Origin of the sequence: Massilia sp. NP310, assembly GCF_019443485.1 — a bacterium.
In the GTDB taxonomy this organism is placed as follows: domain Bacteria; phylum Pseudomonadota; class Gammaproteobacteria; order Burkholderiales; family Burkholderiaceae_D; genus Telluria; species Telluria timonae.
In genome coordinates, this window is record NZ_CP080379.1 from 2,999,330 (window position 1) to 3,014,620 (window position 15,291).

Sequence of the window (15,291 nt, forward strand, 5' to 3'; positions counted from 1 at the left end):
TCCGCATTAACGCCCCACTGCGCGGCGCCAGCACCTTGCCTTGCCTATGCATGTTCAATTAGGCTCATCTGCTATCGCCAACATACAGATTTCATGGTATGTTCCCGACATCACATGTTAGCGCTGTCACAACCAAGTCATGGTAATTTGACGGTGAAGGACCTAGCACTAACTAAGTAATATAGTTTGTCGCAGAAGGTGTGGGAGCGCGCAGCTTTCATTCCTGTCGAGACGAAGCATCAAATGGCGCACGGTTGAGCCATCGCAAGCAGTCTAAGGCGTATCACTTTTATCTATACCTATGTACGCGCGGGACGGCTTCCAGGGAAATCCGAGGAGGCCGGAGGGTAATAAGAATTGGCTATTGTTTGCAGAAAGACCATTGTCGAGTCATATTAAATTTGCCAAGCGACTGATTTGGCATCAGAAATTTGGCAAACATGACATCTACACTGATCTTCCACGCGATGAGGAGAATCGATACATAAAACTACACATTTTCCGGCCTTCCGGACCCCTCAAACCGACCTCGCCGGGCTTGTATAGATGAGCTTGTTTGCCTGCATTTACAGGTAGTTAGCGCACCTTTCGCTGCTGTAAAAATGTATGTGCAAAAAAGAATTCGTAGGTATAATTCTTCGATGTCCCGGATGCGGCTCTAGGCTTTTGTCGTGTTTAGTGGGTTTGGTAGCAACAAAAAAGAGTTGGTATTGGAGAAATATGGCATGAATTTTTCGAATGAGAAGCAACCCGGGAAAAATTTCACAGGCTTCATCGTAGTCGTCATCCTTCACATCATCGTGGGATGGGCGCTCGTCGCTGGCCTGGGTACCCGGATCGTCAGCACGGTGACCGAAGCTGTGGAAACCAAGCTGATTGAAGAGACCGCGCCGCCGCCGCCGCCGGAAACTCCGCCGCCGCCGCCGCCGCCAGAAATGAAAGCGCCGCCGCCGCCGTTCATCCCGCCGGTCGAAGTGCAGGTGCAGCAACCGCCACCACCGCAAAACACGATCGCTACCGCGACCAACACGCCGCCGCCAACCACCCAGCTGGCTCCGCCGGCGCCGCCAGCTCCTCCGGCTCCGCCGGCGCCGCCGGCACGTGGTCCTAGCCGTACCGAGGCAGTGGCTGACTTTAATACTTGCGCACGTCCGGAATATCCACGTTCGTCGCAGCGCAATGAAGAAACCGGTACCACGACCCTGCAGTTCCTGATCGGTGTCGATGGTCGGGTGATGGAAGCCAAGCTGGCGAAGTCGAGTGGCTTCCGTGACTTGGACCGAGCCGCGCAATCGGCTCTGAGCAAATGCCGATTCAAGCCCGCCATGATCGATGGCAAGCCGGAACAGGCGTGGACAGCGGTGCAGTACGTCTGGACGCTGGAATAAAACCGAGACAGGTCACCGTCTCAAACTTTGATTGTCGTTGTCGTTAAGTTCAGCGAACTGTCTATTTAATATCTTTGGAGGAAGCATGTTTAAGAATACCCGTTTGTCCGCTTTCCTGGCGGCTGTCCTGTTGTCGGTAACCGCAGCATCGGCTCTGGTGTCCGCTCCGGCCTTCGCTCAAGAAACCCCGGCAACCGACGCAGCTGCGCCAGCGGCGACCGACGCAGCTGCACCAGCTGTTGACCCAGCTGCTGCTCCTGCAGACGCTGCCGCCGCTCCTGCAGACGCTGGCGCGCCAGCCGCTGCTCCAGGTGGCGAGCAAACCGAAGAAGTCTACAACCCGTACGGCCTGCAAGCGATGTGGGAACACGGCGACTTCGTCAACAAGGGCACCCTGATCATCCTGTCGCTGATGTCGATCGGTTCGTGGTACATCATCATCACCAAGCTGATCGATCAGCAGAAGATCATGAAGCAGTCGAAAGACATGCAAGCCAAGTTCTGGAAAGCACCGTCGATCGCTGCTGGTTCGGCTCAGCTGAAAGAAGGTTCGCCATTCCGCTTCATCGCTGAAACCGGCACCAAGGCAACCCAGCACCACGACGGCGCCCTGCTCGAGCAGATCGACCTGTCGACCTGGGTCACCATGCAGATCCAGCGCGCAGTGGACCGCGTCCAGTCGCGTCTGCAAGACGGCCTGTCGTTCCTGGCAACCGTCGGTTCGACCTCGCCGTTCATCGGTCTGTTCGGTACCGTCTGGGGCATCTACAACGCACTGACCGCCATCGGCATGTCGGGTAACGCATCGATCGACAAGGTCGCAGGTCCAGTCGGTGAAGCACTGATCATGACCGCTTTCGGTCTGTTCGTTGCAGTTCCTGCCGTTCTGGGTTACAACTGGCTGGTGCGTCGTAACAAGACCGTCCTGGAAGACATCCGTTCGTTCTCGGCTGACGTTCACTCGGTCCTGATCTCGGGCGCAATGTCGACCTCGAACGCAGCTGCCGCAGCTAAAAAGATTGGATAAACTATGTCGATGAGTGTCGGTTCCGATTCCGGCGAAGATGCACTGAATTCAGAGATCAACACGACGCCACTCGTTGACATCATGTTGGTTCTTCTGATCATCTTCCTGATCACGAGCCCGGTGGTGCTGAATCTGCAGAAAGTGACCCTTCCTTCAGAAGAGAACCAGGTCACCCTGACCAAGCCGGAAGATGTGAATATCACCGTCAATAAAGACGGCGAGATGTACTACAACCAGACTCACCTCGCGAACACGGACGAGCTGTTCAAGTTCCTCGCGGAGCAGTCGGTGAAAGTGCCGCAACCGGCGGTGAAAGTTCGTGGCGACCAGGAAACCCGCTACGAAGCGATCGGCCGCGTGATCTACACGGCACAACGTGCTGGTGTGCAGAAGGTTGGCTTCGTTATCGAGCCACCGGGCTGATAGCCCAGCATGCGGCGCCTGGCTTTCGAGCCGGGCGCCGTAACCTTCTCCCCAACATTAGATAAGGACACACCCATGAGTATGAACGTAGGTGGAGGCGGCTCCGCAGCAGCAGCCGATCCGGAACCGATGATGGAAATGAACATGACGCCGTTGATCGACGTCCTGCTCGTTCTGATCATCATGCTGATTATCACGATTCCGAAGCAAAACCACTCCGTCAATCTGAACATGCCAGTTGGTAACCCGCCGCAAAGCGATATCAAACCGGTGGTGATCACGATCGACGTCGACTTCGACGGTACCATCCTCTGGGATGGCGAAGTCATCCCGGATCGCGCGACGCTCGAAGCCAAGATGAACGCCGTTGCAGCCATGGCCGACCAGCCTGAAGTGCACCTGCGTCCGAATAAGCTGGTAGAGTACAAGGTAGTTGCCGGTGTCATGGCATCCGCCCAGCGTATCGGCGTCACCAAAATCGGCATGGTCGGTAACGAGCAGTTCCAGTAATCGTTCCATGTTTGAACCAACACGGCAGGGCTATCCCTGCCGTGTCCATTTTGAAATAAGGATTTTTCAGATGATCAAGTTCCGTCTCGCTCACCTCAGCCTTGCAATGGCCGCTCTGGGCTTTACCGCGCTCACCCCGGTAATCGGCCTGTCTTCCGCCGTCGCGCAGGAAGCAATGCGCCCGGAGATTGGCAAACCGCTGCAGCAAGCCCAGGCCCAGATGAAACAGGGCAAGCACAAGGAGGCACTGGCTACCCTGCGCGGACTGGACAAGGTGGGCAACAAGACCGCCAATGAAAGCTACCTGATCGAGCGCGTGCGCGCCGGGGCTGCTTCGTCGGCCGGCGATTACGATACCGCCGCCAAATCCTTCGAAGCCCTGCTCGCGTCGGGCAAGCTGAGCGCCAACGAGCGTTCGCAATTCGCCGAAGGCCTGGTGGGCATCTATATGCGTGCAGGCGACCTGAACAAGGCCAACGCCACCATCCAGAACTTGCTCAAGCAGAAGGATGATCCGAAGCTGCGCGCTTACCTGCTGCAGAACTATTACAAGCAAGGCAACACCGCCGCCCTCGAGCAAGAACTGCGCACCATCGAGAAAAGCGGCCGCCTGAGCGAAGACCAGCTCGGCATGCTGGCCAATATCCAGCTCAAGAAGAACGATACCGCCGGCTACGTGCGCACCATCGAGAAGCTGGCCGCCAGCTATCCAAAGGCGCAGTACTGGACCGACCTGCTGAACCGCGTGCAGCGCCAGCCGGGCTACTCGCAGCGCCTGAACGTCGACGTCTATCGCCTGAAGCTGGCCAACAACCTGCTCAAGAAGCCGAGCGAGTACATGGAAATGGCCCAGCTGGTGCTGCAGGCGAAAGCCCCGGCCGAAGCGATCAAGATCATCGACAAGGGCTACAAGGCCGGCGCCCTGGGCACCGGCACCGACGCCGCGCGTCACCAGCGCCTGAAGGACCTGGCCGAGAAGAACCTGGCAGAGCAGAACAAGAACTTCGCTGCGCTGGAAGCCGAGCACACCGCGGTCAAGGACCAGGACTCGCTGGTGGGCCTGGGTTACGCACTGGTGCAGGCTGGCCAGGCCGACAAGGGCCTCAAGATGATGGAAGCGGCCATCAAGGCCGGCGGCCTGAAGAACCCTGAAGACGCCAAGCTGCGCCTGGGCGAAGCCTACGCCGCTGCCGGCAAGAAGCAGCAAGCCATCGCCACGCTCAAGACCGTGGGCGGCAAGGACGGCACCGCCGAACTGGCCCGCTACTGGATCCTGGCGATCAACAATCCGCTGTCCTGATCGAGCCTGTCCCCGCGCAGGCGGGGATCCAAGCTGCGAAAACGCCGCCTTCGGGCGGCGTTTTTTATTGCGCCATTCGATAACATGAATGAGCCGATCCATGGCCATCGCCTCGGTGCAACAATCGCTTTACCGTATAATCAGGGTTTTGGCGCCGCTCCATTGTCGCGCGGCTTGCAACCGGACCCAGATTTGATGAAGGTATTTCGCGGACTTCCCAACGACAGGGCGCGCGCGCCCTGCGCGCTCACGATCGGCAATTTCGACGGCGTCCATCGCGGCCACCAGGCCCTGCTGGCCCATGTGCGCAGCGCCGCCGCGGGGCTCGGCCTGGAAGCGGCCGTGATGACGTTCGAACCCCATCCGCGCGAATACTTCGCCCGCAAATCCGGCGACCTGTCGCGCGCCCCGGCCCGCATCGCCAACCTGCGCGACAAGCTCGAGGATCTCGACCAGGCCGGCATCGACCGCGTCATCGTCGAGCATTTCAACGAACAGTTCGCCGCCATGTCGCCGCGCGACTTCATCGAGCGCGTGCTGGTCGACGGCCTGCACGTCAAATGGCTGATGGTCGGCGACGATTTCCGCTTCGGCGCCAGGCGCCAGGGCGATATCGCGATGCTGGTCGAGGCCGGCCGCGAATTCGGCTTCGACGTCCACACCCTCGACGCCGTGATGCACGGCGACCAGCGCATCTCGTCCTCGGCCGTGCGCGCCGCCCTGCTGGAAGGCGATTTCGTCCGTACCAAGGAATTGCTCGGCCATCCGTATGCGATGTCGGGCCATGTGATCCATGGCCAGAAGCTGGGCCGCACGCTGGGCTTTCCGACCATGAACCTGCGGGTGGCGCACCGCCCTGCTCTCTCGGGCATCTTCGTCGTGCAGGTGCACGGCCTGGCGGACGCGCCGCTGCCGGCCGTGGCCAGCCTGGGCGTGCGTCCGACCGTCGAGGATGCCGGCCGTATGCTGCTTGAAGTACATGTATTCGACTACGCCCAACAATGCTACGGCAAGCTGGTGCGCGTGGAATTCCTGGCCAAGCTGCGCGACGAAGAGAAATACGACGACCTGGCCACGCTCACTGCCGCGATCGATAACGATGCGGCCCAGGCGCGCGTCTTCTTCGCCCACCGCAACAGCGCGCTGACGGCGACCGACCGAATTTGAGCGCGCTTCCCGAGCCGCGATGGCTTGCCGGAAGCGCCTCACCCGACTCTGCCGCGGCGCGCTGCGCCGTGCACACCGAACACTTACCAGAAGAAGCTTATGTCCGATACCAAACAAAACAGCGGCCAGTCCCAGGCACCTAAGGGCCAGAAAAAGCCTGAAAGCAAATACCCGGTCAATATGACCGATACCCCATTCCCGATGCGCGGCGACCTCGCCAAGCGCGAGCCGGGCTGGGTCAAGCAATGGCAAGATAAAAAAATCTACGAGCGCGTGCGCAAGGCCGCCGCCGGCCGTCCGACGTTCATCCTGCACGACGGTCCGCCGTACGCCAACGGCGACATCCACCTGGGCCACGCCGTCAACAAGATCCTGAAAGACATGGTCATCAAGTCGCGCACCATCGCCGGCTTCGACGCGCCGTATGTGCCGGGCTGGGATTGCCACGGCATGCCGATCGAGATCCAGATCGAAAAACTGTACGGCAAGAACCTGCCAACCGCCGAAGTGCTGCAAAAGGCGCGCGCCTATGCGCTCGAGCAGATCGACCGCCAGCGCGCCGGCTTCATCCGCCTGGGCGTGCTGGGCGAGTGGGACAATCCGTACATGACCATGGCCTACAGCAACGAGGCCGACGAGCTGCGCGCGCTCGGCACCCTGCTGGAAAAAGGTTATGTGTACCGCGGCCTCAAGCCGGTGAACTGGTGCTTCGACTGCGGTTCGGCGCTGGCCGAGGCCGAAGTCGAATACCAGGACAAGCGCGACCCGGCGATCGACGTCGGCTTCCCCTTCCACGAACACGACAAGATCGCCGCCGCCTTCGGCCTGGATAAACTCCCGGTCGACAAGGGCTTCATCGTGATCTGGACCACGACCCCGTGGACCATCCCGTCGAACCAGGCCCTGAACGTCGGTCCGGAAGTCGGCTACTCGCTGGTGCGGGTCGAGCGTGACGGTCAGCCGCAGCTCCTGATCCTGGGTTCGGAGCTGGTGGAGTCGGTGCTGGCCCGCTACAAGCTGGAAGGCACGGTCATCGCCACCACCGTCGGCGCCAAGCTCGAAGGCATCCGCTTCAAGCACCCGCTGCACGCCCAGGATCCGTTCTACGACCGCCTGTCGCCGGTCTACCTGGCCGACTACGTGACCGTCGACAGCGGCACCGGCGTGGTCCACTCGGCCCCGTCCTACGGCCTGGAAGACTTCCAGTCGTGCAAGGCGCACGGCATGAAGGACGACGAGATGCTCAAGCCCGTGATGGGCGATGGCCGCTTCGCCTCGAGCCTGCCGCTGTTCGGCGGCATGACCATCTGGGAAGCCAGCAAGCCGATCTGCGGCGCGCTGACCGAAGCCGGCACCCTGTTCGAACTCAAGATGTTCGACCACAGCTACATGCACTGCTGGCGCCATAAAACCCCGATCGTCTATCGCGCCACCAACCAGTGGTTCGCCGGCATGGACATCACGCCGAAGGACGGCGGCCCGACCCTGCGCGAGACCGCGCTGGCCGGCATCGAGAAGACGCAGTTCTTCCCGGACTGGGGCCAGGCGCGCCTGCACGGCATGATCGAGAACCGTCCGGACTGGACCCTGTCGCGCCAGCGCCAGTGGGGCGTGCCGATGGCCTTCTTCGTGCACAAGGAAACCGGCGCCCTGCACCCGCGCACCCCGGAACTGCTGGAGCAGGTGGCCAAGCTGATCGAAGCCGGCGGCATCGACGCCTGGCACAATCTCGACCCGGCCACCCTGCTGGGCGAGGACGCCGCGACCTATGAAAAGAACAAGGACACGCTGGACGTCTGGTTCGATTCGGGCAGCACCCACCAGACCGTGCTGCGCGGCTCGCACAAGGCGCAGTCGAGCTTCCCGGCCGACCTGTACCTGGAAGGTTCGGACCAGCACCGCGGCTGGTTCCACTCGTCGCTGCTGACCTCGTCGATGCTCAACGGGACCCCGCCCTACAAGGCGCTGCTGACCCACGGCTTCACCGTCGATGAGAACGGCAAGAAGATGTCCAAGTCGCTCGGCAACACGATGGCGCCGCAAAAGATCTCGGACACCCTCGGCGCCGACATCCTGCGCCTGTGGGTGGCTTCGACCGACTACACGGGCGAATTGTCGATCGGCGAAGAGATCCTCAAGCGCGTGACCGAGTCGTACCGCCGCATCCGCAACACGCTGCGCTTCCTGCTGGCGAACACCTCGGACTTCGACCCTGCCCTGCACGCAGTGCCGATGCCTGAATTGCTCGAGATCGACCGCTATGCGATCGCCTCGATGGCGCAGCTGCAGAACGACGTCGCCGGCCACTTCGAGCGCTACGAATTCCACCCGGTCGTGTCGCGCCTGCAGAACTACTGCTCGGAAGACCTGGGCGGCTTCTACCTCGACATCCTGAAGGACCGCCTGTACACCACCGGTGTGGAGTCGCAGGCGCGCCGCTCGGCCCAGACCGCGCTGTGGCACATCGCCCACTCGCTGCTGCGCGTGATGGCGCCGATCCTGTCGTTCACCGCCGAAGAAGCGTGGGAAAAGTTCGCAGGCGCCGAGGCGTTCGCCGCCAGCGACGAGACCATCTTCACCCAGACGCTGTGGTCCTTCCCGGAACTGCCGGATGCCGAGGCTCTGCTGGCGAAATATGCGCTGCTGCGCCAGGTCCGCACCGACGTCACCAAGCAGCTCGAAGAAGTGCGCGCCTCGGGCGCCATCGGTTCCTCGCTGCAGGCCGAGCTGGCGATCAAGGCCGCGGGCGAGAAGTACCGCGCGCTGGCCAGCCTGGATGACGACCTGAAGTTCGTCTTCATCACCTCGCAGGCGACCGTCAGCGAAGTGGCGGCCGAAGCCGACGAAGCCGTGGAAGTGGCGCCGTCGACCTTTGAAAAGTGCGAGCGCTGCTGGCACTACCGCCGCGACGTCGGCCACGACCACGCGCATCCGACCTTGTGCGGCCGCTGCACCAGCAACCTGTTCGGCGCCGGCGAGAAGCGCCGCTACGCCTAAGCTCCTGCGGGTCGATCGACCCGCGGGTTTTCCGCCATGCCGCCGTCCCGGGCGGCATGGCGCGCACCGACACCACACACCATGGCAACCAAAAAGAAACCAGCCGCATCCGCATCCGGTCCCAAACTTGTCACCCGCAGCACCAGCGCCAGCCTGTTCCCCTGGATCGGCCTGTCCCTGATCATCGTCCTGCTCGACCAGGTCACCAAGATCACCGTCGAACGCACCTTCGCCTATGCCGAGACGCTGCCGATCACGGGCTTCTTCAACCTGATCAAGGTGTACAACCCGGGTGCGGCGTTCAGCTTCCTGGGCGACGCCAGCGGCTGGCAGCGCTGGCTGTTCCTCGGGATCGCGATCGCCGCCGTGGTGTTCTGCATCTACATGATGTCGAAGAACGCGAGCCAGCGCCTATTCTGCTTTGCCCTGGCCCTGATCATGGCCGGCGCGATCGGCAACGGCATCGACCGCGTGGTGCATGGCCACGTGATCGACTTCCTCGATTTCTACTGGACCGGCATCGGCCACTTCCCGGCCTTTAACATCGCCGACATCGGCATCTCGGTGGGCGCGGTCCTGTTCGTCCTCGACGAGCTGCGCCGGGTGAACAAGTCCTAGTCGCAAGGAGATTCAACATGGAGCTGAAAGGCAAGCGCATCGTCCTCGGCCTGACCGGCGGCGTGGCCTGCTACAAGGCGGCCGAGCTGTGTCGCGCCCTGGGCAAGCAGGGCGCCAGCGTGCAGGTGGTCATGACCGAAGCGGCGACCCATTTCATCGGCGCGGTCACCATGCAGGCCCTCTCTGGCCAGCCGGTCTACCTGGACCAGTGGGATGCGCGCATGGCCAACAATATGGCCCACATCGACCTGACCCGCAACGCCGACGCCATCCTGATCGCGCCCTGCTCGGCCGACTTCATGCGCAAGCTCGCGCACGGCGCGGCCGACGACCTGCTGTCGCTGCTGTGCGTGGCGCGGCCGCGTCACGTGCCGCTGCACGTGGCGCCGGCGATGAACGTCGAGATGTGGGAAAACCCGGCCACCCAGCGCAACGTCGCCCAGCTGCTTGAAGACGGCGTCAAGCTGTTCGGCCCCGGCTGCGGCTCGCAGGCCTGCGGCGAGACGGGCCTGGGCCGCATGCTCGAAGCCGAGGAACTGGTCGAAGAGCTGATCGCCTCGTTCCAGCACAAGGTGCTGGCCGGGCGGCGCGTCCTGATCACGGCCGGCCCGACTTTCGAGCCGATCGATCCGGTGCGCGGCATCACCAATCTGTCCTCGGGCAAGATGGGCTATGCGCTGGCGCGCGCGGCGCGCGAAGCGGGCGCCGAGGTGACCCTGGTCTCGGGCCCGGTGTCGCTACCCACGCCGCATGGCGTGCGCCGCATCGACGTGCTGACCGCGCAGCAGATGCACGACGCCGTGATGGCGGGCGTGGAAGGCCAGCACGTGTTCATCGGCGTGGCGGCGGTGGCCGACTGGCGCGTCGCCAATGCCAGCGACCAGAAGATCAAGAAGACGGCGGACGGCGCGCCGCCGCAACTGGAATTCGCACAGAACGCCGACATCCTGGCCGCGGTGGCGGGCACGGTGTCGTTGTCGGGCTGGCCCTACTGCGTGGGCTTCGCGGCCGAATCCGAGCAGCTGGAACAGTACGGCGCCGCCAAGCGCGAAAAGAAAGGCATCCCTCTGTTGGTGGGCAATATCGGCCACCAGACTTTCGGGCAGGATGACAATACCGTGATCCTGTTCGACGAGAGCGGCCACACGGTGCTCGAGCGGGCCGACAAGCTCACCCTGGCGCGCCAGCTGGTGTCCGAAATCGCCAAGCGCATCGAACAGCGCTCCCTGCTCACCTAAAACACATAACAAGCATCACATGAAGAATATCGACCTCAAGATCCTCGACCCGCGCATGAAAGAACTGCTGCCGGCCTACGGCACCCCTGGCAGCGCGGGCCTCGACCTGCGCGCCTGCCTCGATGCGCCGCTCACCATCGAGCCTGGCCAGACGGTGCTGGTGCCGACGGGTCTCGCCATCCACATCGGCGATCCGGGCTACGCCGCCATGATCCTGCCGCGCAGTGGACTCGGCCATAAGAGCGGCATCGTTCTGGGCAATCTGGTAGGCTTGATCGACTCCGATTACCAGGGCCAGCTGATGGTCTCCACCTGGAACCGCAGCGCCGCCACCTTCGTGCTGCAGCCGATGGACCGGCTGGCGCAGCTGATCGTGGTGCCGGTGCTGCAGGTCGGCTTCAACGTGGTGGAGGAGTTCGCATCGAGCGACCGTGGCGCCGGAGGCTTCGGCAGCACCGGCAAACAATAACAACACGTGAGGAGGACCATGATCCCAATGCACCGTCTTCAACGCTTCAAGTCCGCGGCCCTGATCGCGGGCACGGCGGCCTTGCTGGCCGCCTGCAGCACGCCAGGCCAGATGCAATCGTCGAGCACGCCGGGCGTGATCCCGAGCCAGGCGTCGGGCAAGCCCGAAGTGACGCCGCAGATGGCGGCGGCAGCCGACACGCTCACCCGCATGGCGACCCAGCACGACCGCCTGTACCGGATCGCGGCCCCCCTCCTGATCGACAACGCCCAGCTGTGCACCAAGCACGCGCGCAACCTGCTCGGCTTCACCGCCAAGAACCGCTACACCTATCCGGGCCAGTACAACGAGGCGGCCTGGGTGGTGCTGGGCATGGGCGAGCGCCTGCAGGTCACCAACGTCCTCGCCGGCAGCGGCGCGGCGCGCGCCGGCCTGCGCCAGGGCGACCGCCTGGTGGCGGCCGGCGGCACGCCGCTGCCCGAAGGCCCGAACGCCCTGTCCCAGGCCGGCGCAGTGTTCGGCCCGATCATGTCGAAGCAGGCCAGCCTGCCGCTGTCGATCGAGCGCAACGGCAACCAGCGCGACCTGACCATCCCGGTCACCCGCGCCTGCGCCTTCGCGATCGAGCTGGGCAACGCCGACAACATCAACGCCTACGCCGACGGCTCGCGCGTGATGGTCACCCGCGGCATGCTGGGCTTCGCCCAGAACGACGACGAGCTGGCCTACGTCGTGGCGCGCACGATGGCGCACAATATGCTGGGCCACGCGGCCACGCAGCGCAACGCCGCCACCATCGGCAGCATCATCGACAACCTCACCGCGATCACGCCCGACACCTCGATGCTGATCGGCAGCGGCGGCATCAAGGCCATGCCGGTGGCCGACGACGTGGCGGCCGACCGCCTGGCCATCTACCTGGTGGCGCGCGCCGGCTACCGCATCGACGGCGCGTCCGCCTTCTGGAAGCGCCTGGCGGCCACCTACCCGGCCCGTATCCTCAACGGCTACACGGCCAACCACCCGTCGACCACGCAGCGGATCGCGGCGATCGACAAGACGGTGGCCGAGGTGAAGGCCAAGCAGAGCGGCAAGAAACCGCTGGTGCCCTGAAAGCCCGGCCATGCCGGCGTGCGCGGCGCTCCCATGCCGCGCACGCCGGCGCCAGCGCCCTCCGCGCTTTTTTTGTATGATTGTCCATCTTGTATCTATACCGCATACGGCGGCGACCACACCATGGACAGCATCGACCTCGACGTACTGAAAACCTGCGCCGCCTGGCTTGCCGGCGGCCAGCGCTGCCAGCTGGTCACGGTGATCAAGACCTGGGGCTCTAGCCCGCGCCCGGTCGGCGCCACGCTCGCCATCTGCGAGGACGGCCAGGTGGTCGGCTCGGTCTCCGGCGGCTGCATCGAGGACGACCTGATCGCCCGCGTGCGCGACAACGGCATCGAGATCACCCTCCCCGAAATCATCAGCTACGGCATCAGCGCCGACGAGGCGCACCGCTTCGGCCTGCCCTGCGGCGGCACCATCGAGCTGGCCATCGAGCCGCTGTCGATCGAGAGCCGCATTCCCGAACTGCTGGCGCGCCTGGATGGCGGCGAGCTGGTCGAGCGCCGCGTGCACCTGGCCAGCGGCGCGGTCAGCCTCGAGCAGGCCCAGGCCAGCGCCATCCAGCGCATCGAGGATGGCGTGCTGCACACCCTGCACGGCCCGCGCTGGCGCCTGTACATCATCGGCGCCGGCCCGCTGTCGCGCTTCCTGGCCACGATCGCGGCCGGCATGGATTACCGCGTCACCGTGTGCGATCCGCGCGAGGAATACCGCAGCGGCTTTTCCATCCCCGGCGTGAGCCTGGTGCACGCCATGCCCGACGACCTCGTGATCGAGGCCAGGCTCGATGCGCGCAGCGCCGTGGTGGCCCTGACCCACGATCCCAAGCTGGACGACCTGGCGCTGATGGAAGCGCTCAAGTCCGACGCTTTCTATGTCGGCGCCATCGGCTCGCGCGCCAACAACGCCAAGCGGCGCGAGCGCCTCAAGCTGTTCGACCTCACCGAGGCCGAACTGGCGCGCCTGCATGGCCCGATCGGCATCTACATCGGCAGCAAGACGCCGGCCGAGATCGCGATCTCGATCATGGCCGAGATGACGGCCGTGAAGAACGCGGTGCCGCAGCAGATGCTGGTGCCGCACGCCGCGGCGCTGACGCTGGCCAGCGCGGCCTGAGTCGGTAGCGTCAATTCAAAAGCAAGGATCGGCTGGCAGGAAAGCGCCGGTCCTGCCACAATGGCCCGTTATCAGACGGGCCATCTTTTTATCAATGAACACCGCGAACATGCTGCGCCTGGTGGCGCTGGCCGCCATCTGGGGCGGCTCCTTCCTCTTCATGCGCATCGCCGCGCCCGTGCTCGGCCCGGCGGTGCTGATCGAGTACCGGGTCGGCTTCGCCGCCCTGTTCCTGGCGCTGGTGGCCTGGGTGTTCCACCTGCGCGGCAAGGGCTCCCCGCTCGGCGTGCGCCGCCACTGGAAGCACTACCTGATCCTCGGCCTGTTCAATTCGGCCCTGCCCTTCCTGCTGTTCGCCTTCGCCGCGCGCACCCTGTCGGCCTCGGTGCTGTCGGTGCTGAACGCCACCGCGCCGATGTGGGGCGCGCTGGTCGGCGCCGTGTGGGCGCGCCAGAAGGTGTCCAGGAACAGCGCGCTCGGCCTGCTGCTCGGCACCTGCGGCGTGGCCCTGCTGGTCGGCTTCGACCACGTGGCCGAACGGCCCGGCGCTGGCATCGCCGTCGGCGCGGCCCTGGTCGCGGCGTTCAGCTACAGCATCGCCAGCCAGTACGCCAAATCAGCTCCGGCGGTGGCGCCGTTCGCCAACGCCCACGGCTCGATGTGGGCGGCCGCCATCCTGGTGCTGCCGCTGGTCGCCTTCTTCCCGGCGCCGGGCGAGCCGACGCCGGGCGTCATGGCCGCCGTGCTGGCGCTGGGCGTGGTCTGCAGCGGCATCGCCTACATCCTCTACTTCAAGCTGATCGAGGAAGTCGGCACCACCTCGGCGCTCACCGTCACCTTCCTCAATCCCCTGTTCGGCATCCTGTGGGGCGCGCTGTTCCTGCACGAAGCCATCGGCTGGCACACGATCGCCGGCTCGGCCATCGTGCTGCTCGGGACTGCGCTGGTGACGGGCTTCCGGCCGCGCTTTGGACGCGCAGCCGCGCCGGCGGGCGGCAAGTGATGGAGACGACGCAGGAGATTGCCCTGCCGCCAGGCTACCGCGTGGCCGACGTCATCGCCTTTCATGGCCGCGACGCCGAAGGCCTGGCCGAGCAGGTCGGCCCGGACGGCTTGCGCAAGGGCGTGCTGCTGGACGGCGTGCCGACCCTGCTCGACATCCGCTTCGACGGCAATGCGGCCCGCTGCCGCCTTGCCTTCGACGCGCCCGTCACGCCCGTGCTCGCAGCGCTGGCCCGGGACGCGCTGCTGAACGTGCTGGGCCTGCGCATCGACCCGGCCGCCTTCGCCGCCTTCGCGCACGACGATCCCGTGCTCGGCCCCGTGCTCGCGCGCCAGCCGGGCCTGCGCATCGTGCAATCGGCCACCGTGTTCGAGGCCCTGACCTGGGCCATCATCGGCCAGCAGATCAACCTGACCTTCGCGATCGCCCTGCGCCGCACATTGATCAAGCTGGCCGGTCGCCCGCATTCGCGTGGCTTGTGGTGCTATCCGGAAGCGACCGACGTCGCCCGCCTGACGCTGGAAGACCTGACCAGCCGCAGGTTCTCGACCGCCAAGGCCGAGACCGTGCTGCGCGTGGCGCGCATGGCGGTCGACGGCAGCCTGGCGCTCGAGCGCCGGCGCGACGCCGCCCAGGTGAGCCAGGAACTGCTGGCGATCAAGGGCATCGGCCCCTGGACCGTCAATTATGTGTTGCTGCGTGGCTATGGCTACACGGATTGCTCGCTCGAAGGCGACGTCGCCGTGCGCACCGCCCTGCACAATCTGACCGGCAGCGCCCAGCGGCCGACCCTGGCCGAAGCCCAGCGCCTGCTGGCGCGCTATGCGCCGCACCGCACGATGGCGGCCGCCTACCTGTGGGCCAGTCTCGCCGAATAGCAGACGGCGAAGCCGTGCACTGTTTTCAATTGGAAAGACAA

General features: G+C 64.4%; 14 protein-coding genes. All 14 read left to right on the forward strand.

Features of this window, described 5'->3' with window-relative positions:
• Positions 1-725 precede the first annotated feature (725 nt).
• The 14 genes from KY496_RS13230 (at position 726) to KY496_RS13295 (ending at position 15,250) form a co-directional block, all read left to right on the forward strand.
• Entirely contained in the window at positions 726-1,388 is a 663-nt protein-coding gene (locus tag KY496_RS13230; protein ID WP_005665793.1) for an energy transducer TonB, read from the forward strand.
• An 85-nt stretch (positions 1,389-1,473) separates the two neighbouring features.
• On the forward strand, positions 1,474-2,415 hold the full coding sequence (locus KY496_RS13235; protein ID WP_205289006.1) for a MotA/TolQ/ExbB proton channel family protein: 942 nt from the start codon (positions 1,474-1,476) through the stop codon (positions 2,413-2,415).
• A gap of 3 nt (positions 2,416-2,418) precedes the next feature.
• A complete protein-coding gene (locus tag KY496_RS13240; protein WP_005665791.1) occupies positions 2,419-2,838 on the forward strand; it encodes a biopolymer transporter ExbD in 420 nt (139 codons plus the stop codon).
• 75 nt (positions 2,839-2,913) lie between these two features.
• Positions 2,914-3,348, forward strand: a complete 435-nt coding sequence (locus tag KY496_RS13245) for a biopolymer transporter ExbD (RefSeq protein WP_005665790.1) — start codon at positions 2,914-2,916, stop codon at positions 3,346-3,348.
• Between the two features lie 70 nt (positions 3,349-3,418).
• Positions 3,419-4,648, forward strand: a complete 1,230-nt coding sequence (locus KY496_RS13250; RefSeq protein WP_005665788.1) for a tetratricopeptide repeat protein — start codon at positions 3,419-3,421, stop codon at positions 4,646-4,648.
• Between the two features lie 195 nt (positions 4,649-4,843).
• Positions 4,844-5,815 (forward strand): bifunctional riboflavin kinase/FAD synthetase, encoded by a 972-nt coding sequence (locus KY496_RS13255; protein ID WP_219865014.1) that lies wholly within the window; start codon positions 4,844-4,846, stop codon positions 5,813-5,815.
• Positions 5,816-5,914: 99 nt separating this feature from the next.
• Positions 5,915-8,812 (forward strand): isoleucine--tRNA ligase, encoded by a 2,898-nt coding sequence (gene ileS, locus KY496_RS13260; protein ID WP_219865015.1) that lies wholly within the window; start codon positions 5,915-5,917, stop codon positions 8,810-8,812.
• An 81-nt stretch (positions 8,813-8,893) separates the two neighbouring features.
• Positions 8,894-9,430, forward strand: a complete 537-nt coding sequence (lspA, locus tag KY496_RS13265; protein ID WP_071361599.1) for a signal peptidase II — start codon at positions 8,894-8,896, stop codon at positions 9,428-9,430.
• Positions 9,431-9,447: 17 nt separating this feature from the next.
• Positions 9,448-10,668 (forward strand): bifunctional phosphopantothenoylcysteine decarboxylase/phosphopantothenate--cysteine ligase CoaBC, encoded by a 1,221-nt coding sequence (gene coaBC, locus KY496_RS13270; protein WP_184239115.1) that lies wholly within the window; start codon positions 9,448-9,450, stop codon positions 10,666-10,668.
• 19 nt (positions 10,669-10,687) lie between these two features.
• Complete coding sequence (dut, locus tag KY496_RS13275) at positions 10,688-11,137, forward strand: dUTP diphosphatase (RefSeq protein ID WP_005665781.1); 450 nt, start codon at positions 10,688-10,690, stop codon at positions 11,135-11,137.
• An 18-nt stretch (positions 11,138-11,155) separates the two neighbouring features.
• Positions 11,156-12,250 (forward strand): M48 family metallopeptidase, encoded by a 1,095-nt coding sequence (locus KY496_RS13280; RefSeq protein WP_005665779.1) that lies wholly within the window; start codon positions 11,156-11,158, stop codon positions 12,248-12,250.
• Positions 12,251-12,373: 123 nt separating this feature from the next.
• A complete protein-coding gene (locus KY496_RS13285) occupies positions 12,374-13,369 on the forward strand; it encodes an XdhC family protein (protein ID WP_005665777.1) in 996 nt (331 codons plus the stop codon).
• A gap of 94 nt (positions 13,370-13,463) precedes the next feature.
• Positions 13,464-14,372, forward strand: a complete 909-nt coding sequence (locus tag KY496_RS13290; RefSeq protein ID WP_040775270.1) for a DMT family transporter — start codon at positions 13,464-13,466, stop codon at positions 14,370-14,372.
• A complete protein-coding gene (locus KY496_RS13295) occupies positions 14,372-15,250 on the forward strand; it encodes a DNA-3-methyladenine glycosylase (RefSeq protein WP_184239117.1) in 879 nt (292 codons plus the stop codon). The genes KY496_RS13290 and KY496_RS13295 overlap by 1 nt, the downstream gene beginning before the upstream one ends.
• The last annotated feature ends 41 nt before the right edge of the window (positions 15,251-15,291 follow it).